Source organism: Streptomyces lacaronensis (assembly GCF_047337785.1).
Taxonomy (GTDB): domain Bacteria; phylum Actinomycetota; class Actinomycetes; order Streptomycetales; family Streptomycetaceae; genus Streptomyces; species Streptomyces lycopersici.
Map to the genome: position 1 here is coordinate 861,290 of NZ_JBLHDK010000003.1, position 25,231 is coordinate 886,520.

Consider the following 25,231-nt stretch of genomic DNA (forward strand, 5'->3'; position numbering starts at 1 on the left):
GGCCCGCGCGACCACCAGCCGGCCGGCGTCGGCCAGGGAGAACACACCGGCCAGGTACGCCGCTGCCACCTCGCCCACCGAGTCGCCCAGCAGGAAGTCGGGACGCAGTCCGTAGGACCGCAGCAGCGCCGCGAGTGCCACCTCGACCGCGAAGACCCCGGCGTGCTCCTCCCGTCGCCGCGTGTCCGCCCCGGAGCCGATCAGCGGCTCCAGGGAGGCCTGTGCCTCCTTCAGCGCGTCCGCGAAGACCGCTGACTGCTCGGCGAGCCGGAGAGCCATACCGGGCCAGGAGGAGTCGGCGCCGGGGAAGAGGAACGCGACGCGCCCGGGCCGGGTCACCGCCGTACGCGCGTACGCGACCGGCTGCCGCTCGGCAACGCCGCGCAACCCGGCGACGAGGTCTTCCCGGTCGGCCGCCCACACCACCGCGCGACAGCGGAAGCCGACCCGGTTCGCGGCCAGCGATGCGGCCACGTCCTCCGCGGGCACGTCCTGGTTCCGCGCGGCCCAGTCGGCGACGTCGGCCGCCAAGGCCCGCAGCGCGCCGTCGGTACGCGCGGACACCGCCCATGGCACCAGGTCGCCCAGGGCCGGGTGGGCCGGGGTGTCGCTGCGGGGCGGCACCGGTGCGTCGGGGGCCTGTTCCAGGATCACGTGGGCGTTGGTGCCGCTGATCCCGAACGTCGACACACCGGCGCGCCGCGGACGCCCGTCGGACTCCCACGGCCGGGCCTCGGTCAGCAGCCGTACGTCGCCGGCCGACCAGTCGACCTGCCGTGACGGCTCGTCCACGTGCAGCGTCGCCGGCAGCACCCCGTGCCGCATCGCCTCGACCATCTTGATCACCCCGGCCACGCCCGACGCCGCCTGGGTGTGGCCGATGTTCGACTTCACCGACCCCAGCCACAGCGGCCGGTCCTCGGGGCGGTCCTGGCCATAGGTGGCGAGCATCGCCTGGGCCTCGATCGTGTCGCCCAGGTGGGTCCCCGTACCGTGCCCCTCCGCCGCGTCGACATCGGAGCCCGACAGGCGGGCGTCGGCCAGGGCCCGGCGGATCACCCGCTCCTGCGCGGGGCCGTTCGGCGCCGACAGCCCGTTGCTCGCCCCGTCCTGGTTGACCGCGCTGCCGCGCAGCACCGCCAGCACCGGATGCCCGAGCCGCTGCGCCTCCGACAGCCGCTCCAGCAGCACCACGCCCACACCCTCGGACATTCCCATGCCGTCAGCGGCCTCGGAGAACGACTTGGACCGTCCCACCGCCGAGATCGCGCCTTGCATCGCGAGTTCCGCGAGCGGCCCCGGCGTGGACATCACCGTCACTCCCCCGGCCACGGCCAGCGAGCACTCCCCGCTGCGCAGCGCCTGGGCCGCCAGATGCATCGCCACCAACGACGACGAACAGGCGGTATCGATCGTCACCGCGGGACCTTCGAAGCCGAACGTGTACGCCACCCGGCCGGACGCGACGCTCGACGCGTTCCCCGTCATCAGATAGCCCTCGGCCCCCTGCTGCGCGGCGAGCGCGGCCGCGTAGTCCTGGCCGGCGAGGCCGGCGTAGACGGCGGTGTCCGTGCCCTTCATCGCGGTCGGGTCCAGGCCGGCCCGTTCCAGCGCCTCCCAGACGACCTCGAGCAGCAGCCGCTGCTGCGGATCCATTGCCAGCGCCTCGCGCGGGGACACCCCGAACAGCACCGGGTCGAAGTCCGCCACCCCGTCCAGGAAACCGCCCTCCCGCGTGTATACGCGGCCCGGCGTGCCCCGCGTCGGATCGTAGATGGCCGACAGGTCCCAGCCGCGGTCTTCGGGGAAGGCTCCGACCGCGTCCTCGCCGTCCATGACGAGTTGCCACAGATCCTCAGGCGAGGCCACCCCGCCCGGATAGCGGCAGGCCATCGACACGATCGCGATCGGTTCGCCCACCGCCGCCGGGGCTGGGGCGGACTGCTCGGCGGCGGTGGCCGCGCCGGTCACCTGGGCCACCAGATAATCGGCCAGGTCCTGCGGCGTCGGGTAGTCGAAGACCAGCGTGGCCGGCAGCGTCAGCCCGGACACGGCGGCCAGCCGGTTGCGCAGCTCCACCGCCGTCAGCGAGTCGAAGCCGAGGTTGCGGAACGCCTGGTCGGCTTCGATGCCGCTGTCGTCGCTGTGGCCGAGGACCACCGCGGCGTGCTCGCGCACCAGGTCCAGCACCACCCGCGGATGCTCGCCGGGCGGCAACTGAGCCAGACGGCGGGCCAGCGCACCGCCGCCGGCACCGGCCACAGCCGCCCGCCGGGGCGCACGCCCCAGACCCTGCAATGCCGTCGGCACCGGCGTCCCCGCCGCGATCGCCTGACGGATCGCACCGACGTCGAGGCCCGCCGCCAGCACCGGCCGGCCCAGGTCCAGCGCCCGGTCCAGCAGGGCCAGCGCCTGCTCCGTGCTCAGCACCACACCACCGCTGCGGGCCTGGCGAGCCCGATCCACCTCGGTCAGCGCGGCGGTCATGCCGCTCGTCTGCTCCCACATGCCCCAGGCGATCGAGACGGCGGGCAGCCCTTCGGCCATCCGGTGCGCGGCGAGGGCGTCCAGGTAGGTGTTGGCCGCCGCATAGTTGCCCTGCCCGGGGTTGCCCAGCAGCCCCGACAGCGACGAGAACAGCACGAACATCCGCAGATCCCGATCCCGCGTCGCCTCGTGCAGGTACCGAGCGGCGTCTGCCTTGGCGGCCAGCACCCGGCCCAGCGACTCACCGGTCAACGAGGTCACCGGGGTGTCCTCCAGCACGCCGGTCGCGTGCACCACTCCGATCAGCTCCGGGACGCCCGCCACCAGCGCGTCCACCGCGACACGGTCGGACAGGTCCGCCGCGACGATCCGCACCCGCGCCCCGAGCGCCTCCAATCCGGTCGTCAACTCGGCGGCGCCGGGCGCGTCCGGTCCGGAACGGCTGGCCAGGACCAGATCCCGGACGCCGTGCCGGACCACCAGGTGACGGGCGACCAGGCCGCCCAGCGTTCCGGTCCCACCCGTGATCAGCACCGTGCCGTCGCCCACCCCGGGCATCCGCAACACGATCTTGCCCACGTGCCGGGCCTGGCTCATGTACCGCAGCGCCGCACCGGCCTGAGCGGCCGGGAACACCGTGACCGGCAGCGGAACGGCCTGCTCCAGGACCCGCCGCCAGATCACCGCGAGCCGGTCCGGGTCGAGATCCGCCAGATCGAACGGCACCTGACGCGGATCACGGATATCGATCTTGCCCAGCTCCACGAACCGGCCGCCCTCGGCGAGCATCCCCAGCGACGCGTCCAGCAACTCGCCGGTCAGCGAGTTCAGCACCACGTCGACCTGGCCGAACTCGGCCGCGAAGTCCGCCGTACGCGAAGAAGCGATGCGTGTCACGCCCAGCTCGGCCACCGCCGCCTGCTTGGCCGGACTCGCCGTCGCGAACACCTCCGCCCCGGCCGCCAACGCCAGCCGGACCGCCGCCGTGCCCACGCCGCCGGAGGCCGCATGGATCAGCACCCGATCGCCCGAACGTACCCGGCCCAGATCGAACAACGCGTGATAGGCGGTCAGGTACGCGGTCGCCACCCCCGCCGCCTCGACATCGCTCCACCCGTCCGGGACCGGGGCGACCAACCGCGCGTCGATCACCGCCAGCGGGCCGAACGCCGCGAACATCCCCATCACTCGCGTGCCGACCGGCAGGCCCCGCACCTGGGTCCCCGTCTCGACCACCACACCGGTGCCCTCGCCGCCCGGAGGACGGGGGTCGCCGGGAAGCATGCCGAGCGATGAAACCACGTCGCGGAAGTTCACTCCGGCCACGCGGACCGCGATGCGGATCTCATGCGGTTCCAGCGGCCGTTCGGCGTCCGGAGCCGGCACCGCACGCACCTCGTCCAGGTCGCCGTCCGGACCCCATTGGAGCCGCCACGCGCCCTCGCCCATCGGCAGCTCCGGCCCGTTCGGGACCGGACGCAGCCGGGGTACCAGCACTGCCCCGTCGCGCAGGGCGATTTCGCGTTCGCCGGTGGCCAGGGACGCGGCGACGGCCGTGTCGGACCCGGGGCGGCCATCGTCGTCGAGCAGCACCAGGCCCGCGTCGGGGTGCTCGGACTGCGCCGACCGGACCAGGCCCCAGATGCCGGCCCCGGCCAGACCCGCCACGGTGTCGCCCGGCGCCGCCGCCACCGCGTCGCGGGTGCGAACCGCCAACCGCGACCCCGTCGGATACTCCGCCCCCAGCCACGCCTGTACCAAAGCCAGCGCGGCGGGCACGTCGGCCGGGTCGGCCCACGCGAGCAACGGCTCGTCCACCGTGTCGGGCAGCTCCGGTCCCACCCGGACCCAGGCCTGCTCCGGTGCCGACCCGAGACTGATCGGCGCCCATTCCAGCGACAGAAGCCCGGCGCCCGCGGCGGGGGCGGCGCCCAGACGGCTGGTGTCGGCGGGGCGGGAGATGATCGCGCCGGCCGATATCACCGGCTGCCCCTCACCGTCGGCGGCCAGCAGGGAGAACGCGTCCGGCCCCGCCGGGCTCAGCCGCACCCGCAACGCCGACGCACCGGTCGCGTGCAACCGCACGTCCCGCCACCCGAACGGCAGCAGAACCTGGTCGCTGTCCCCGCCCGCGTCGCGGATCGCGGCGACGAGGAGGGCATGCAGCGCGGCGTCCAGCAGCGCCGGGTGTATTCCGAACCCGTCGAGCCCCTCCGCCACGGCGGCCGGGAGCTCCACCTCGGCATACACGTCCTCGCCGAGCCGCCAGGCCGCTTGCAGCCCACGGAACGCGGGGCCGTATTCATACCCGCGAGCCGCTATGTCCGCGTAAGCGTCGTTGACGGGCAACGGCTCCGCGCCGGCCGGCGGCCACTGCCCGTCCAGGCCGGTGACCGTCCCGGCCGGGTCGGCCAGGGTCGCGGTCGCGTGCCGGATCCACTGCTCCCCCGTACGGGAGAACACGCCCGCCTGGCCGCCCTCCACCGACACCTGCACATCGACCGGACCGCCGCCCAGGACCAGCGGCTGCTCGAACGTGATCTCGGCGATCGCGGGCAGCCCGGCCCGGTCCCCGGCGTGCAGGACCAGCTCCGCCAGCGCCGCACCGGGTACCAGCACCGTCCCCGACACCGCGTGATCGGCCAGCCACGGGCTCGTCGCGGTCGACACCCGCCCCGACAGCACCCAGCCGGCGTCCTCGGCCAGCCGCACCGCGCTGTTGAGCAACTGGTGCCCGGTGTCACCGCGGGCAATTCCGCCCCCGGAGGCCCAGTAGCGGCGGTGCTGGAACGGATACGTCGGCAACGTGACCGGCCTGCCCCCGGCTATCAGACGCGCCCAGTCCACCGTCGCGCCGTGGGTCCACGCATCGGCCAGAGAGGCAAGCAGGCGTCGCTGCCCGCCGTCGTCACGACGCAGCGAACCGGCCGCCCACCGCCCTTCGATTCCCTGTATCAGGACCGGATGCGGGCTCACCTCGACGAACCCCGCGACGGGCATACCCGCGACCGTCTGGGCGAACTTCACCTGCTCCCGCAGATTCCGCCACCAATAGCCGGGGTCCAGGGTCGCCGTATCGATCGCCGTGCCCGTCACCGCCGAATAGAACGGCACCCGGCCTGTCCGCGGTGTCACCTCCACCGCCAGCAGGTCTTCGCGGACCGATTCCACCAGCGGGTGGTGGCTCGCGTAGTCGACATCGACCCGCCGGGCCCGGATGCCCGCCGCCTCACACCGCGAGACCAGCGACTCCAGCGGCGCCGGGGCACCGGAAACCACCACCTGCGAGGCAGCGTTGACCGCCGCGATCCGCAGACCGTCCCGCAGCAGACCTTCGACCACGTCCGGGGCCGCGGAGACCGACACCATCCCGCCCGTACCGGCCAGCGCCCGCAACGCCCGGCCGCGCGCGGTGACCAGGCCGAGGGCGTCTTCCAGCGACAGCGCGCCCGCGAAACAGGCCGCGGCGAGCTCTCCCTGCGAATGCCCCACCACCGCCGACGGAACCACGCCCGCCGCTTCCCACACCCGGGCCAGACCGACCATCATCACGAACAAGGCGGGCTGGACCACTTCGACCCGGTCCATTCCCACCCCGGAGACCAGGGCGTCCCGCAACGGCCAATCCACCAACTGCTCGCACTCGGCCACGAACTCCGCGAACACCGGCGAGCAGGCCAGCAACTCCCGGCCCATCCCCAGCCACTGCGAACCCTGACCCGGGAACACGAACGCCACACCACCGCTGTCCGCCGCCCGACCCGGCTCCACCCGCGTCAAAGCCTCAACCAGCTCCGCACGGTCAGCACCCAGGACAACCGCCCGGTGCTCCAGGCCCGCCCTCGACCCGGCCAGCGACACCGCCACGTCCGCGACCGGCGTGTCGGCCGGGACATCGGATGCCAGCCGCGCGGCCAGCGCCCGCAGAGCGGCCTCCGAACGCGCCGACAACACCCACGGCACCAGACCACCCGTCACCACCGGGTCGCCCCCGCGGGACGGCGCCGGCGCAACGGGCGCCTCCTCCACGATCACGTGCGCGTTCGTACCGCTGATCCCGAACGACGACACACCCGCCCGCCGGGGTCGCCCCGTGGATTCCCACGGGCGTGCCCCGGTCAGCAGCCGCACATCGCCGGCCGTCCAGTCCACGTGCGGCGACGGCTCATCGGCGTGCAGCGTCGCCGGGAGCGTCCGATGCCGGAGCGCCTCGACCATCTTGATCACACCGCCCACACCGGCACCCGCCACGGTATGGCCGATGTTCGACTTCAGCGAACCCAGCCACAACGGCCGGTCCTCGGGCCGGTCCTGCCCGTACGTCGCCAGCAACGCCTGGGCCTCGATCGGATCGCCCAGCGCCGTCCCGGTCCCGTGCGCCTCGACCGCGTCCACGTCGCCCGGGGTCAACCGGGCGTCGGCGAGGGCCCGGCGAATCACCCGTTCCTGCGACGGGCCGTTCGGCGCGGTCAGTCCGTTGCTCGCCCCGTCCTGGTTCACCGCGCTGCCGCGCAGCACCGCCAGCACGGGGTGCCCCAGCCGTCGGGCCTCCGACAGCCGCTCCAGCACCAGCACCCCGATGCCCTCGGACATCCCCATGCCGTCGGCCGCCGCCGAGAAGGCCTTGCTCCGGCCGTCCGACGCGAGCGCGCCCTGCTGTTCGAACTCGGCGAACGCCGCCGGCGTGGCCAGCACCGTCGCACCCCCGGCGAGGGCCAGTGAGCACTCCCCGTTGCGGAGCGCCTGCACGGCCAGGTGCGTCGCCACCAGCGAGGACGAACACGCCGTATCGACCGTGACCGCCGGGCCTTCCAGACCGAAGGTGTACGCCAACCGGCCGGACGCGACACTGGACGCGTTGCCCGTCATCCCGAAGCCTGCGCCGCCATCGGACAGCCGCAAGCTGTAGTCCTGCATGGCCATCCCGGCGAAGACCCCGGTGTCCGTGCCCTTCATCGCGGACGGGTCCAGACCGGCCCGTTCCAGCGCCTCCCAGCAGACCTCGAGCAGCAGCCGCTGCTGCGGGTCCATGGCGAGGGCCTCACGCGGCGAGATCCCGAAGAACTCCGCGTCGAAGTCGCCCGCGCCGCTCATGAAGCCGCCGACTCGCGCGTACCCCGCGGAATCCGTCTCCCAGCCGCGGTCCGCGGGGAAGGCACCCATCGCGTCCACACCGTCCGCGACCACCCGCCACAGATCCTCCGGCGACGCCACCCCGCCCGGATAGCGGCACGCCATCCCCACGATCGCCACCGGCTCACCCGCCGACCGCGTCAGCACCACCTCCGCCGCGCTCTCCTCGACACCCGACACCCGCCTCATCACGTATTCGGCCAGGGCCTGCGCGGTCGGGTAATCGAAGACCAGCGTGGCCGGGAGTGTCAGCCCGGTCGCCGTGGCCAGCCGGTTGCGCAGTTCCACCGCGGTGACCGAGTCGAAACCGATGTCCCGGAACGCCCGGTCGGCGCGTACGTCCGCGGCCTGGTCGTGGCCGAGCACCGCGGCGGCGTTGTCGCGGACCAGGTCCAGCAGGACGCGTGCCCGCTCGGCCTCGCCCAGGGCCGCCATCTGACGGGCGAATTGACTCGCGCCCGGCCCGCTCGCGGCGGCCCGACGAGGCACCCGGACCAGACCGCCCAGCACCGCGGGCAGCGGGGACCCGGCAGCTATCGCGCCGCGGACCGCACTCAGGTCAAGACCGGCCGCCACCACCGGCCCGTCCGCGTTCAGCGCCCGATCGAACAGGCTCAGCGCATGCTCGGACGGCATTGGCGTGCCGTTGGCACCAGTCGTGTCGCTCTGTTCCTCCAGGCGGCCCCAGGCGATGGAGACGGCGGGCAGCCCTTCAGCCATCCGGTGGGCGGCGAGGGCGTCCAGATACGTGGTGGCCGCCGCGTAGTTGCCCTGCCCGGCGTTGCCGAGCAACCCCGACAGCGAGGAGAACAACACGAACATCCGCAGATCCAGATGGACGGTGGCCTCGTGCAGATGCTGGGCCGCGTCTGCCTTGGCCGCCAGCACCCGGCCCAGCGACGCCTCGTCCAGCGAGGTGATCGGGGCGTCCGCGAGCACCCCGGCGGCGTGCACCACCCCGGACAGCTGCGGGATGTCCGCCACCAGCGCGTCCACCGCGGCACGGTCGGACAGATCCGCCGCGACGATCCGCACCCGCACCCCGAGCGTCTCCAGCACGGTGGTCAACTCGGCGGCGCCGGGTGCGTCCGGACCCGACCGGCTGACCAGCACCAGGCTCCGGACGCCGTGCCGGGTGGCCAGATGCCGGGCGACCAGCCCGCCCACCGTCGACGTCCCGCCGGTGATCAACACCGTGCCCTCGGGGTCGAGCACCGGCACCACGTCGTCACCGGAGTCGACCCGGCGCAACCGCGGCACCAGCACGACCCCGTCGCGAAGCGCCAGCTCCTTTTCGCCCGTCGCCAAAGCCGCGACGACGAACGCATCGGATTCCGGGCGGCCATCGTCGTCGAGCAGCACCAGACCCGCGTCGGGATGCTCGGCCATCGCCGACCGCACCAGACCCCAGACACCGGCCTGTGCCCGGCCGGCCACGGTGTCGCCCGTCGCCGCCGCCACCGCGTCACGGGTACGGACCGCCAGCCGCGACCCCGCCGGGTACCCGGCCCCCAGCCACGCTTGCACCAGGGCCAACGCGCCCGTCACATGAGCGGGCTCGGCCCAGGCATACACCGGCTCGTCCCCGGCCTCGGGCAATTCCAGCTCCGGGCCGACCGGCATCCAGGCCTCCTCCGGGCCCGGCTCCGGCGGGCTGACCGGCGCCCATTCCAGCGCCAACAGGCCTTCGCCCGCGCCCGGGGCGGCCAGCCGGCCGATGTCCGCCGGCCGGGAGAGCATCTCACCGGCCGACACCACCGGCTGACCCTCGCCGTCGGCGGCCAGCAGGGAGAACGCGTCCGGTCCGGCCGGGCTCAGCCGCACCCGCAACGCCGACGCCCCGGTCGCGTGGAGCCGCACATCCCGCCATGCGAACGGCATCCGCACCACACCGTCGCCGTCGTCGCCACTGCCGTCGGCCCCGGCGATCAGGACGTGCAGCGCGGCGTCCAGCAGCGCCGGATGGATCCCGAACTTCTCCTGTGCGTCCCCGACCGGCAATTCCACTTCGGCGTACAGGTCCTCGCCGAGCCGCCAGGCGGCTTGCAGACCACGGAACGCCGGCCCGTACTCGTACCCACGAGCCGCCATGACGTCGTAGACATCGCCGACGGACAACGGCTGCGCGCCGGCCGGCGGCCACTGACCGTCCAGCCCCGTGACGGTTCCGGCCGGATCGGCCAGGGCCGCCGACGCGTGCCGGATCCACTGCTCCCCGGCACGGGAGTACACGCCCGCCTGCTGCCCATCGACCCGGACCTGCACATCGATCGGGCGGCCGCCCAGCACCAGCGGCTGCTCGAACGTGATCTCCCCGATAGCGGGCAGCCCGGCCTGGTCCCCGGCGTGCAAGACCAGTTCCGTCAGCGCCGCCCCGGGTACCAACGCCGTCCCCGACACCGCGTGATCGGCCAGCCACGGGCTGGTCGCGGTCGACACCCGCCCCGACAGCACCCAGCCGGCGTCCTCGGCCAGCCGCACCGCGTTGTCCAGCAGCGGATGATCCGCGTTGCCGCGGCTGGTTCCGCCGCCCGAGGCCCAGTAGCGGCGGTGCTGGAACGGATACGTCGGCAACGTCACTCGGCTGCCTTCGGGAACCACCCGGGTCCAGTCCACACTCGCGCCATGAATCCACGCGTCGGACAGGGAGGCCAGCAGGCGTCGCTGCCCGCCGTCGTCCCGACGCAGCGAACCGACCGCCCAGCGCCCCTCGATCAGGTGCGCCAGCACCGGATGTGGGCTCACCTCGACGAACCCCGCGACGGACACCGCCGCGACGGTCTGGGCGAACTTCACCTGCTCCCGCAGATTCCGCCACCAATAGCCGGCGTCCAGGCTCGCCCCATCGATCGCCGTGCCCGTCACCGCGGAATAGATCGGCACCCGGGCCGTCCGCGGTGTCACCTCCACCGCCAGCATGGCTTCGCGGATCGGCTCCACCACCGGGTGGTGACTCGCGTAATTCGTCTCGACGCGCCGGGCCCGGATCCCCGCGGCCTCACACCGCGCCGTGAACGCCTCCAACGGCCCCGGCGCTCCCACCACCACCACCGAACCGGCAGAGTTGATCGCCGCGATTTCCAAACCGTCCCGCAGCAGAGGCTCGACCACGTCCACGCCCGCGGCGACGGACACCAGCCCGGCCGTACCCACCAACGACTGCAGCGCCGCACCCCGCGCGGTAACCAGACGGAGAGCGTCTTCCAGGGACAGGGCTCCCGCGAAACAGGCCGCGGCCAGCTCTCCCTGCGAATGCCCCACCACCGCCGACGGGACCACGCCCGCCGCTTCCCACACCCGGGCCAGGCCGACCATCATCACGAACAAGGCGGGCTGGATCACCTCACCGCGATCCAACCCCGCCCCGGAGACCAGGGCGTCCCGCAACGGCCAATCCACCAACTGCTCGCACTCGGCCACGAACTCCGCGAACACCGGCGAGCAGGCCAGCAACTCCCGGCCCATCCCCAGCCACTGCGAACCCTGACCCGGGAACACGAACGCCACACCACCGCTGTCCGCCGCCCGACCCGGCTCCACCCGCGTCAAAGCCTCAACCAGCTCCGCACGGTCAGCACCCAGGACAACCGCCCGATAGTCCAGGCCCGCCCTCGACCCGGCCAGCGACACCGCCACATCGGCCGCCCCGACGTCCGCGTTCCGCCCAGCCCAGCCGGCGACCTCCGACGCCAGGGCGTGCAGCCCGGCCTCCGACCGCGCCGACAACACCCACGGCACCACCACATCCGCGACCAGCGGCCGGGCGGGCACGGGAGCCTTTACCGGCGCGGGGACCGGGTCCGGGGCCTGCTCCAGGATCACGTGGGCGTTCGTGCCGCTGACGCCGAACGACGACACCCCGGCCCGCCTCGGACGCCCGTCGGACTCCCACGGACGCGCCTCGGTCAGCAGCCGCACATCGCCGGTCGACCAGTCAATGTGCGGCGACGGCTCATCGGCGTACAGGGTCGCCGGGAGCACCCCGCGTTGGAGTGCCTCGACCATCTTGATCACCCCGGCCGCCCCGGCCGCGGCCTGGGTGTGGCCGATGTTCGACTTCACCGAACCCAGCCACAACGGCCGGTCCTCCGGCCGGTCCTGACCGTAGGCGGCCAGCAGCGCCCGCGCCTCGATCGGATCGCCGAGCGTGGTCCCGGTCCCGTGCCCCTCGACCACGTCCACGTCGGAGGCCGACAGCTTCGCGCCGGCCAGCGCCGCCCGGATCACCCGTTCCTGCGAGGGACCGTTCGGCGCGGTCAGGCCGTTGCTCGCCCCGTCCTGGTTCACCGCGCTGCCCCGCAGCACGGCCAGCACCGGATGCCCGAGCCGCTGAGCCTCCGACAGACGCTCAAGCAGCACCACCCCGACGCCCTCGGCCCAGTTGGTGCCGTCGGCAGCGGCCGAGTACGCCTTGACCCGGCCGTCGGCCGCCAGGCCGCCCTGCACCGCGAACTCCGTGAACGTTCCCGTGGTGGGCATCACCGTCACACCACCGGCCAGGGCCAGCGAGCACTCGCCGTTGCGCAGCGCCGTCGCCGCCAGGTGCATCGCCACCAGCGACGACGAACACGCCGTATCCACCGTCACCGCCGGACCCTCGAGGCCCAGCACGTACGACACCCGGCCCGATGCCACGCTCGACGTGTTTCCGGTCATCCGGAAACCACTGCCGTCACCGTCGGCCAGCAGCGAGTCGTAGCCCTGGGAGGCCAGCCCGGCGAAGACTCCGGTGTCCGTACCCTTCATCGCGGCCGGGTCCAGGCCCGCGCGTTCCAGCGCTTCCCAGGACACTTCGAGCAGCAGCCGCTGCTGCGGGTCCATCGCCACCGCCTCACGCGGCGAGATCCCGAAGAAGTCGGCATCGAAGTCGGCAGCACCGGACAGGAAACCACCCACCCGCGCATACCCGGCAGACTCCGTCTCCCAGCCGCGGTCCGCCGGGAAATCACCCATCGCGTCCACGTTGTCCGCGACCAGCCGCCACAGATCCTCCGGCGAGGCCACCCCGCCCGGGAACCGGCACGCCATCGACACGATCGCGACCGGCTCGCCCACCGCCACCGGGGCCGGAGCCGCCGCCTCGGCCGGGGCCGCGCCGGTCACCTGGGCCAGCAGATACTCGGCCAGCACCCGCGGCGTCGGGTAGTCGAAGACCAGCGTGGCCGGCAACGTCAGCCCGGACGCCGCCGCCAGCCGGTTCCGCAACTCCACCGCCGTCAGCGAGTCGAAGCCCAGATCCCGGAACGCCCGATCAGCGGGAACCCCCGCGCCCTCGCCATCACCGTGGCCGAGAACCACAGCGGCGTGCTCACGCACGAGCTCCAACAGCACAAGGGACCGCTCGGCCTCACCCAGACCACCCAGCCGGCGAGCCAACGCGCTGGTCGACCCGGTACGGGCCGCGACGGCACGCCGCGGCGCACGGCCCAGGCCGAGCAACGCCGCCGGCACCACTGCCCCGGACGCGATCGCACCGCGGATCGCGCCCACGTCCAGGCCCGCCGCCACCACCGGCTCACGACCGGCCACCGCGGCGTCCAGCAGCCGCAGCGCCTGCTCGGTCGGCAACGCCGCACCGCCGCCCCGCGCCAGCCGCGCCCGGTCCACTTCGCTCAGTGTGCCGGTCATGCCACTCGCCTGCTCCCACAAGCCCCAGGCGATCGACACCGCGGGCAGCCCGAGGGCCGTCCGGTGCGCGGCGAGGGCGTCCAGATAGGCGTTGGCCGCCGCGTAGTTGCCCTGCCCGGGGTTCCCGAGCAGTCCGGACAGGGACGAGAACAGCACGAACATCCGCAGGTCCATGTCCCGCGTCGCCTCGTGCAGATGCCAGGCGGCGACCGCCTTGGCCGACACCACCCGGTCCACCGACTCGCCGGTCAGCGACGTCACCGGAGCGTCCTGAAGTACCCCAGCCGCGTGCACCACCCCGGCCAGATCCGGGATACCCGCCACCAGCGCGTCCACCACGGAACGATCAGACAGATCCGCCGCCACGACCCGCACCCGCGCCCCAGCCGCCTCCAACTCAGCAGTGAGTTCGACGGCGCCGGGGGCGTCCGGCCCGGAACGGCTCGCCAGCACCAGATCCCGTACCCCATGCCGGTCCACCAGATGCCGGGCCACCAGACCACCCAGCGTTCCGGTCCCGCCCGTGATCAGCACCGCACCATCGTCCACACCGGGCAGGCGCAGCACGATCTTGCCCACGTGGCGGGCCTGGCTCATGAACCGCAGCGCCGCACCCGCCTGAGCGGCCGGGAATACCGTGACCGGCAACGGGACAGCCGTCTCCAGAACCCGCTGCCACATCGCGGCAATCCGGTCCGGATCCAAGTCCCCCAGGTCGAACGGCACTTGTCGCGGATCACGGATATCGATCTTGCCCAGCTCCACGAACCGGCCGCCCTCGGCCAGCATCCCCAGCGACGCGTCCAGGAACTCCCCGGTCAGCGAGTTGAGCACGACGTCGACCTGGCCGAACTCACTCGCGAAGTCAGTCGTACGCGAAGAAGCGATACGGGCCACACCCAGCTCAGCCACCGCCGCCTGCTTGGCCGGACTCGCCGTCGCGAACACCTCCGCCCCCGCCGCCAACGCCAGATGCACCGCCGCCATACCCACACCACCGGCCGCAGCATGAACCAACACCCGATCCCCCCGCTGTACCCGACCCAGATCGAACAGCGCGTGATAAGCGGTCAGATACGCGACCGGCACCCCGGCCGCCTCGGTATCGCTCCACTCGTCCGGGATCGGCACAACCATCCGCGCATCGACCACCGCCAGCGGGCCGAATCCCTGGAACATCCCCATCACCCGCGTGCCGGGCGCCAGGCCCTCCACCCCCGGGCCCGTCTCGGTCACGAACCCGGCGCCCTCGCCACCCGACAGACGGTGGTCGTTGGGCAGCATGCCGAGGGCCTGTAGGACGTCGCGGAAGTTCACTCCGGCCGTGCGGAGGGCGATACGGACCTCGCCGGGCGCCAAGGGCCGCTCGGCGTCGGGCGCCGACACCGCCCGAACATCGTCCAGGTCTCCGTCCGGACCCCATTCCAGCCGCCATGCCTCCGGCCCGGTCGGCAACTCGGGAACGGCCGAGACCGGGCGCAGGCGGGGCACCAACACGGCACCCGCCCGCAAGGCCAGTTCCTTTTCGCCCGTGGCCAGGGCGGCGCTGACGATCTCGGCGGATTCGGGACGGCCGTCGTCGTCGAGCAACGCCAGGCCCGCGTCGGGGTGCTCGGCCATAGCCGACCGGACCAGACCCCAGATCCCAGATTCCGTCAAACCGGCCACGGTGTCGCCCGCCGCAGCCGCGACCGCGTCGCGGGTGCGGACCGCCAGCCGCGACCCCGCCGGATACGCGGCCTCCAGCCATGCCTGCACCAGCGCCAGCGCCTCGGGCAGACCCGCCGGCTCAGCCCAGGCAAACACCGGCTCGTCCGCCACGTCGGGCAGATCCAGCTCCGGGCCCACCCGCACCCAGGCCTGCTCCGAAGCCGACCCCAGGCTCAACGGCGCCCATTCCAGCGACAGCAGCCCCGCGCCCGCGCCGGGGCCGGAGAGTTGGCTGATGTCGGCCGGGCGGGAAACCATCGCCGCCGCCGACACCACCGGCTGACCCTCACCATCGACGGCCAGCAGAGAAAACGCATCCGACCCGGCCGGGCTCAACCGCACCCGCAACGCCGACGCACCGGTCGCATGCAACCGCACATCCCGCCACGCGAACGGCAACCGCACCTCCTGGCCGTCCTCCGCAGCCACGATCATCGCGTGCAGGGCGGCGTCCAGCAACGCCGGATGGATCCCGAACCCGTCCCCCTCTTCCCCAGCAGCGGCAGGCAACTCGACCTCGGCGTACAGGTCCTCGCCGAGCCGCCAAGCCGCCTGAAGCCCCCGGAACGCCGGCCCATACGCATAACCATGGGCGGACAAGTTCTCGTAGGCATCACCGACCGGCAACGACTGCGCGCCCACCGGAGGCCACGCCCCCTCGAATCCGGTGACGATCCCGGCCGGCGGGTCGGTCAGGGTCGCGGTCGCGTGTCGGGTCCACTGCTCCCCGGTACGGGAGAACACGGCCGCCTGACCGCCCTCGACCGACACCTGCAGATCAACCGGGCCGCCGTTCAGTACCAGAGGCTGCTCAAAGGTGATCTCCCCGATGACGGGCAATCCGGCCCGATCCCCGGCATGCAACACCAACTCCGCCAACGCCGCACCCGGCACCAACACCGCCCCCGACACCGCATGGTCCGCCAACCACGGACTCGTCGCGGCCGACACCCGCCCCGACAACACCCAGCCAGCATCCTCAGCCAACCGCACCGCACTGTCCAACAACGGATGCCCAGCACCACCCCGACCCGCCGCGCCGCCCGACGCCCAAAAACGGCGGTGCTGGAACGGATACGTCGGCAACACCACCCGACGGCCGACCGGAACCAAACGCCTCCAGTCCACCACCGCGCCATGAGTCCACGCCTCAGCCAGACCCACCAACAGACGACGAACCCCCGCATCATCACGCTCAGCCAGACTCACCGCCCACACCTGCGCCCCACCGTCATGGACCACAGACGACAACACCCGGTCCGGGCCAACCTCCAAGAACCCGGCCACACCACGCCCGTGCAGGAACCGGACGACATCGTGGAACCGGACCGTGCCAATCGCCTGCTCCACCCAATGCCCCGGATCACCCAGCACATCCACGCCAACGACCCCACCGGTCACCGCCGAGACCAACGGGATCCGCGGCTCTGAGAACCGAACCCCCGCCACCACCCGCGCAAGCTCATCGGCGACCGGGCGCATCAACGGAGAATGGAACGCATGGCTGACCTCCAGCCACTGCACCTTCCGACCCTCCAGACGGCCCACCGCCTCCTCGACCGCATCGCGCTCGCCGGAGAGCACCACCGCCGACGAACTGTTCACCGCCGCCACCGCGACCCGGCCCTCCAGACCGGACAAATCCACTTCCTGTAGACCAGCCTGGATCGCGGCCATCACCCCACCCGACGGCAACGCCTGCATCAACGCACCCCGCGCCACCAACAACCGCACCGCGTCTTCCAGCGACACCGCACCCGCCACATACGCCGCCGTCACCTCACCCACCGAATGACCCGCCACAAAATCGGGCTGCAGACCCGCCGCCCGCACCACCGCCGCCAAACCAGCCTCAAACGCAAACACCGCCACCTGCGTAAACGCAGTCTGATGCACCTCAACACCCGAGAACATCACCTCACGCAGCGAACGGCCCAGCAACGGATCCGCCACCGCACACACCTCATCCAGCACCCCCGCAAACACCGGCGAACACTCCGCCAACTCACGACCCATACCCACCCACTGCGCCCCCTGCCCCGGAAACACCCACGCCACCCGGCCCCGCATCCGCGCCTCGGACGGCTCCACCGCCGCCAGACCCCGATCCAGCTCCTCACGGTCAGCGCCCAGGACCACCGCACGGAACTCCAGCCCCGCCCTCGACGCCGCCAGCGACCCCGCAACATCCGCGATGTCGGCCCCAGCCGGGACCACCGACGCCAGCCGGTCAGCCAACGCCCGCAGCCCCGCCTCCGACCGCGCCGACAACGCCCACGGCACCACACCACCGGCCACCACCACCGGCTCCGCCGACGGAGCCGCAACCGGCTCAGCAGGGGCTTCTTCGAGGATCACATGCGCGTTCGTGCCGCTGATCCCGAACGACGACACCCCCGCCCGCCGGGGCCGATCCGTGACCTCCCACGGCCGTGCTTCGGTCAGCAGGCGCACCTCTCCGGCCGTCCAGTCCACATGCGGCGACGGCTCGTCGGCGTGCAGCGTCGCCGGGAGCGTCTCGTGCCGGAGCGCCTCGACCATCTTGATCACACCGGCCACGCCAGCCGCCGCCGAAGTGTGCCCAATGTTGGACTTCACCGAGCCCAGCCACAACGGGCGATCGTCGGGCCGGTTCTGCCCGTAGGCGGCCAGCAGCGCCTGCGCCTCGATCGGGTCCCCGAGCGTCGTCCCGGTCCCGTGCCCCTCGACCACATCCACATCAGCCGGGGTCAACCGGGCATCGGCCAGCGCCCGGCGAATCGCCCGTTCCTGCGACGGACCGTTCGGAGCCGACAGACCGTTCGACGCGCCGTCCTGGTTCACCGCGCTGCCCCGCAGCACCGCCAAGACCGGATGCCCGAGCCGCCGCGCCTCCGACAGCCGCTCCAGCACCACCACACCAACGCCCTCGGACAAGGCCGTGCCGTCCGCCGTACCCGAGAACGCCTTGACCCGCCCGTCGGCCGCAAGGCCGCCCTGCAGCGCGAACTCCGCGAACGCCGCCGGGGTGGCCATCACCGTCACGCCCCCGGCCAACGCCAGCGAGCACTCACCGTTGCGCAACGCCTGCGCGGCCAGGTGCATCGCCACCAGCGACGACGAACACGCCGTATCCACCGTCACCGCCGGGCCCTCCAGGCCGAACGTGTAGGCCACGCGGCCGGAGACGACACTCGACGCGTTGCCGGTCATCCGGAATCCGCCCGCATCACCCGCCGGCAGACGCCAGGAGTAGTCCTGCATGGCCAGGCCGGCGAAGACGCCGGTGTCGGAGCCGCGCAGACCGGAGGGGTCCAGGCCCGCGCGTTCCAGCGCCTCCCAGGACACTTCGAGCAGCAGCCGCTGCTGCGGGTCCATCGCCACCGCCTCACGCGGCGAGATCCCGAAGAACTCCGCATCGAAGTCCGCCGCACCCGACAGGAAACCACCCACCCGCGCATACCCGGCGGACTCGGGCTCCCAGCCACGGTCGGCCGGGAAGTCGGTCATCGCGTCGGCCCGGTCCTCGATGAGTTGCCAGAGGTCTTCGGGCGAGGCGACCCCACCGGGGAAGCGGCAGGCCATCGAGACGATCGCGATGGGCTCGCCGACCAACCGCGGGGCCGCCGGGGTGATCTCGACGGCCGCCGGAGACGCGCCGGTCACCTGGGCCACCAGGTGGTCCACCAGGGCCTGCGGTGTGGGGTAGTCGAAGACCAGCGTGGCGGGCAGCGTCAGCCCGGCCGCCGCGGCCAGCCGGTTACGCAGCTCCACCGCGGTGACCGAGTCGAAGCCGAGGTCGCGGAAGGCACGGTCGGCCGGCATGTTCGCGGCCTGGTCGTAGCCGAGTACCGCGGCGGCTTGCTCGCGCACGAGGTCCAGCAGGACGAGCTCGCGCTCGGTCTCGCTCAGAGCGGCCAGGCGACGGGCCATCGCCCCGCCGGCGGCCCTCGACGCGGCTACCCGTCGCGGCGTGCGGACGAGATCATTCAGCACCGCCGGAATCGACGTCCCGGCCGCGATGACGCCGCGGACCGCGCTCGTGTCCAGGCCGGCCGCGACCACCGGCGGACCAACGGTCAGCGCGCGGTCCAGCAGGCTCAGCGCCTGCTCGGTCGGCAGAGCGACGCCGCCGACGCGGGAAAGCCGGGCCTGATCGGCGGCGGTCAGCGCACCGGTCAGGGCGCTGCGCTGCTCCCAGAGACCCCAGGCGATGGACACGGCCGCCAGGCCGAGGGCCCGCCGCCGGGTGGCGAGGGCGTCCAGGTAGGTGTTGGCCGCCGCGTAGTTGCCCTGCCCGGCGTTGCCGAGCAGCCCCGACAGCGACGAGAAGAGCACGAACATCCGCAGGTCAAGGTGGACAGTGGCCTCGTGCAGGTGCCGGGCGGCGTCCGCCTTGGCGGCCAGCACCCGTTCCAGCGACTCGCTGGTCAACGAGGTGATTGGGGTGTCCTCGAGCACCCCCGCGGTGTGCACGACCCCGGCCAGATCAGGGATGTCCGCCACCAGCGCGTCCACCGCGGTACGGCCGGACAGGTCCGCGGCGACGATCCGCACGCGGGCCCCGGCCGCTTCCAGCTCGGCAGCGAGTTCACCGGCGCCGGGCGCGTCCGGACCTGACCGGCTCGCCAACACCAGATCCCGGATCCCGTACGCGTCCACCAGATGCCGGGCGACCAGACCGCCCAACGTCCCGGTCCCGCCGGTGATCAGCACCACGCCTTCGGGGCCGAACACCGGGACCGCGTCGTCGCCGGAAACGGCACGGCGCAGCCGGGGCACCAGCACCGCCCCATCACGCAGCGCCAGCTCCTTCTCACCAGTGGCCAGCGCCGTGGCGACAACCGCGTCGGATTCAGGGCGGCCGTCGTCGTCGAGCAGGATCAGACCGGCGTCGGGATGCTCGGCCATCGCCGAGCGGACCAGGCCCCAGATCCCCGCACTCGCCAGCCCGGCGACCGTGTCGCCATCGGCCGCGGCAACTGCCTCGCGGGTACGGACGGCCAGCCGGGAACCCGCCGGGTACCCGGCCTCCAGCCACGCCTGCACCAGAGCCAGCGCGACGGTCGGGTCAGCCGGCTCGGCCGAGGCGTATACCGGCCGGTCCGCAGCCTCGGGCAATTCCGGCTCCGGGCCGACCGGCACCCAGGCCTGGTCGGGACCTGGCTCCGGGCTGGGGCTGAGCGGTGCCCATTCCAGGGCGAGCAGGCCGACGCCGGCAGCGGGGGCGGGGGTGAGGCGGCTGATGTCCGCGAGGCGGGAGACGATTGCCCCCGCCGATACCACCGGCCGGCCCTCGCCGTCGGCGGCCAGTAGGGAGAACGCGTCCGACCCGGCCGGGCTCAGCCGCACCCGCAGCGCCGACGCACCGGTCGCGTGCAACCGCACGTCCCGCCACGCGAACGGCAGCAGGACGCTCTGCCCGGTGTCGCCGGTTGCGGCGGCGAGAAGGGCGTGCAGGGCGGCGTCCAGCAGCGCCGGGTGGATCCCGAACCCGTCCTCGGCGTCCCCGGCAGGCAGTTCCACCTCGGCGTACAGGTCTTCGCCGAGCCGCCAGGCCGCCTGGAGGCCACGGAACATCGGCCCGTACTCATACCCCCGTGCCGCTATGTCCTCGTAAACATCACCGACGGGAAGAGCCCGCGCCCCGGCCGGGGGCCACTGCCCGTCCAGGCCGGCGACCGTCCCGGCCGGGTCGGCCAGGGTCGCGGTCGCGTGCCGGGTCCACTGCTCCCCGGTACGGGAGAACACGGCCGCCTGACCGCCCTCGACCGACACCTGCACATCAACCGGGCCACCGTTCAGCACCAGAGGCTGCTCGAAGGTGATCTCCCCGATGGCGGGCAATCCGGCCCGATCCCCGGCGTGCAGCACCAACTCCGCCAGCGCCGCACCCGGCACGAGCACCGTGCCCGACACCGCGTGGTCCGCCAACCACGGACTCGTCGCGGCCGACACCCGCCCCGACAACACCCAGCCGGCGTCCTCAGCCAGCCGCACCGCGCTCTCCAGCAGCGGATGCCCGGCGTTGCCCCGCCCGGTCGCGCCGCCCGACGCCCAGTAGCGGCGGTGCTGGAACGGATACGTCGGCAGCGTCACCGGCGTCCCGCCGGTGATCAGGCGGGTCCAGTCAACGGCCGTGCCGTGGGTCCACGCCTCAGCGAGAGAGGTCAGCAGGCGCCGCTGACCGCCGTCGTCGCGGCGCAGCGATCCGACCGACCAACGACCCTCAATCCCCGGCACCAGCACCGGGTGCGGGGACACCTCCACAAAACCGGCCACCGGCATCGCCGCCACGGTCTGCGCGAACTTCACCCGCTCCCGCAGGTTCCGCCACCAGTATCCGGCGTCCAACTCCGTGGTATCCACCGTCGTGCCGGTCACCGCCGAGTAGAACGGCACCCGGCTTGCCCGCGGTGCCACCCGCACCGCCAGCAATTGCTCCCGTACCTGCTCCACCAGCGGGTGATGGCTCGCGTAATCCACATCGACGCGACGGGTGCGGATCCCGGCCGCCTCACACCGTGCCGCCAACGCGTCCAGCGCTTCCGGCGCCCCGGAAACCACTACCTGCTCGGGCGCGTTGACCGCCGCGATCCCCAACCCGTCGGCCAGCATGCCCTCGACGACCTCCGGGGCCGTCGAGACCGACAGCATGCCGCCCGTGCCCGCCAGCGCCACCAGCGCCCGGCCCCGCTCGACGACCAGACCGAGGGCGTCCTGCAACGATAAGGCCCCCGCGAAGCAGGCCGCGGCGAGCTCACCTTGCGAATGGCCCACCACGGCCGAAGGGGTGACTCCCGCGGCCTCCCACACCCGGGCCAGGCCGACCATCATCACGAACAACGCGGGCTGAACAACCTCCACCCGCTCCAACCCGACCCCGGACACCAGCGCGTCGCGCAGCGGGAAGTCCACCAGCTGCTCGCACTCGGCCACGAACTCGGCGAACACCGGAGAACAGGCGAGCAGCTCGCGCCCCATCCCCAGCCACTGCGATCCCTGACCCGGGAAGACAAAAGCCACCCCGTCGCCGTCCGCCGCCCGGCCGGACAGCAGCGGCCCGCCCGGCTCCAGCAGTACGCCGCGGTAGTCCAGGCCCGCCCGGCCCCGTACCAGTGAGACGGCCACATCCGCCGCCGCCACGTCCGACTGCCGTCCGGCCCATTCGGACACGTCCGACGCCAGCGCCGCCAGCCCCGCCTCCGACCGGGCCGAGAACACCCACGGCACCACATCACCCGTCACCGCCGGCTGGGCGGGCGCGGGTAGCGCGGGAACCGTGTCCGGCGCCTGTTCCAGGATCACGTGGGCGTTGGTGCCACTGATCCCGAACGACGACACACCTGCCCGCCGCGGACGCCCGTCGGACTCCCACGAGCGCGCCTCGGTCAGCAGCCGCACGTCGCCGGCCGACCACTCCACATGCGGCGACGCCTCACCCGCGTGCAATGTCGGCGGCAGCATGCCGTGCCGCAGTGCCTCGACCATCTTGATCACACCGGCGACACCGGCCGCCGCCTGAGTGTGGCCGATGTTGGACTTCACCGACCCGAGCCACAACGGCTGGTCCTCTGGCCGGTCCTGCCCGTAGGCGGCCAGCAGTGCCTGCGCCTCGATCGGGTCCCCGAGCGTCGTCCCGGTCCCGTGCCCCTCGACCGCATCCACATCAGCTGGAGTCAACCGGGCATCGGCCAGGGCCCGGCGAATGACGCGCTCCTGGGACGGACCGTTCGGAGCCGACAGACCGTTGCTGGCCCCGTCCTGGTTGACCGCACTGCCGCGCAGCACGGCCAGCACCGGGTGCCCGAGTCGCTGTGCCTCCGACAGGCGTTCCAGCACCACCACGCCGACACCCTCGCCCCAACCGGTGCCGTCCGCCTCGGCCGAGAACGCCTTGCACCGGCCGTCGGCCGCCATGCCGCCCTGCCGCGTGAACTCGGCGAACACTCCTTGCGTCGCCAGTACGGTCACGCCCCCGGCGAGGGCAAGTGAGCATTCGCCGTTGCGCAGCGCCTGCGCGGCCAGGTGCATCGCCACCAGCGACGACGAACACGCCGTGTCGATCGTGACCGCCGGGCCTTCCAGGCCCAGCGCGTAGGACACCCGGCCCGACGCCACGCTCAGCGCGTTCCCGGTCAGCTCGAACCCGTTCCCGTCACCCACGGACAGTCGCGAGCTGTAGTCCTGGCCGACCAGGCCGGCGAAGACCCCGGTGTCGGAGCCGCGCAGTCCGGAGGGATCCAGGCCCACACGTTCCAGTGCCTCCCAGGACACTTCGAGCAGCAGCCGCTGCTGCGGGTCCATCGCCACCGCCTCACGCGGCGAGATCCCGAAGAACTCCGCATCGAAGTCGGCAGCACCGGACAGGAATCCGCCCACCCGCGCGTATCCGGCCGGCTCGGGTTCCCAGCCCCGGTCGGCCGGGAAGTCACCCATCGCGTCCACACCATCGGCGACCAGCCGCCACAAGTCCTCCGGAGAGGCCACCCCACCCGGGAAACGGCACGCCATCGACACGATCGCGACCGGCTCACCAACCGCCGCCGAGGCCGGAACAACCTCCGCAGCCGCCGGAACCGCACCAGTCACCCGCGCCACCAGATACTCCGCCAGAACCCGAGGCGTCGGATAATCGAAGACCAGCGTGGCCGACAACGTCAACCCGGACGCCGCAGCCAACCGGTTCCGCAACTCCACCGCAGTCAGCGAATCAAAACCCAGATCCCGGAACGCCCGGTCAGCCGGAACACCCTCACCGCGACCGAGCACCACCGCCGCATGCTCACGCACCACATCCAGCACCACCCGCAGATGCTCCACCGACGGCAACGCAGCCAGACGACGAGCCAACGCCCCACCACCAGCCCCGGCAACAGCCGCCCGCCGCGGCGCACGACCCAGCCCAAGAAGCACCGCCGGCACCGGCGACCCCGCCGCGATCGCACTCCGGACCGCACCCACATCCAGGCCCGCCGCCACCACGGGCTCACGGCCGGCCACCGCCGCGTCCAGCAGCCGCAGTGCCTGCTCTGTGGGCAGCGCCACACCACCACCGCGGGCCAGCCGGGCCCGGTCGGTGGCGGTCAGCGCGCCGGTCAAGGCGCTGGCCTGCTCCCACAGACCCCAGGCGATCGACACCGCGGGCAGCCCAAGGGCCGTCCGGTACGCGGCAAGAGCGTCCAGGTAGGTGTTGGCCGCCGCGTAGTTGCCCTGCCCCGGGTTACCGAGCAGCCCGGACAGCGACGAGAACAGCACGAACATCCGCAGATCCCGGCCGGCGGTCGCTTCGTGCAGGTGCCAGGCCGTGTCCGCCTTCGCGGCCAGCACCCGGTCCAGCGACTCGCCGGTCAGCGACGTCACCGGAGTGTCCTGAAGTACCCCAGCCGCGTGCACCACCCCGGCCAGATCCGGGATACCCGCCACCAGCGCGTCCACCACGGAACGATCAGACAGATCCGCCGCCACGACCCGCACCCGCGCCCCAGCCGCCTCCAACTCGGCGGCGAGCTCGGCCGCGCCCGGCGCCTCCGGCCCCGACCGGCTGGCCAGCACCAGATCCCGTACCCCATACCGGTCCACCAGATGCCGGGCGACCAGACCGCCCAGCGTCCCCGTCCCACCGGTGATCAGCACCGCGCCGTCACCCACACCGGGCAGGCGCAGCACGATCTTGCCCACATGCCGGGACTGGCTCATGAATCGGTGTGCCGCACCCGCCTGCGCCGCCGGCCACGCCGTCGTCGGCAGCGCTACGGCCGTCTCCAGGACCCGTGGCCACATCGCGGCGACCCGGTCGGGATCCGCGTACGCGACTTCCGCCAGGTCGAAGGCGTCCTGGCGGGAATCGCGGATGTCGGTCTTGCCCAGTTCCACGAACCGGCCACCCTCGGCCAGCATCCCCAATGACGCGTCCAGCAGTTCACCAGTCAACGAGTTCAGCACCACGTCGACCTGGCCGAACTCAGCGGCGAAGTCCGCCGTACGCGATGAGGCGATGCGCGTCACGCCCAGCTCCGCCACCGCGGCCTGCTTGGCCGGGCTCGCCGTCGCGAACACCTCCGCCCCCGCCGCCAGCGCCAGATGCACGGCCGCCATACCCACACCGCCGGAGGCCGCATGGATCAGCACGCGCTCGCCCGAGCGCAGCTGGGCCCGTTCGAACAGGGCGTGGTAAGCGGTCAGATACGCGATCGTCGTCCCGGCCGCCTCGGTGTCGCTCCACCCGTCCGGGATCGGCGTCACCAGCCGCGCGTCGGTCACGGCCAGCGGGCCGAAGCCGGTCATCAGCCCC

The 25,231-nt window shown here is 72.9% G+C and carries 1 pseudogene (only partly in view); it reads right to left on the bottom strand.

Annotated features, from left to right (window positions below):
- Positions 1-25,231 (bottom strand): annotated as a pseudogene (locus ACMTAK_RS05005) (SDR family NAD(P)-dependent oxidoreductase) (its annotated part continues 4,202 nt past the right edge of the window); the annotation flags it as partial.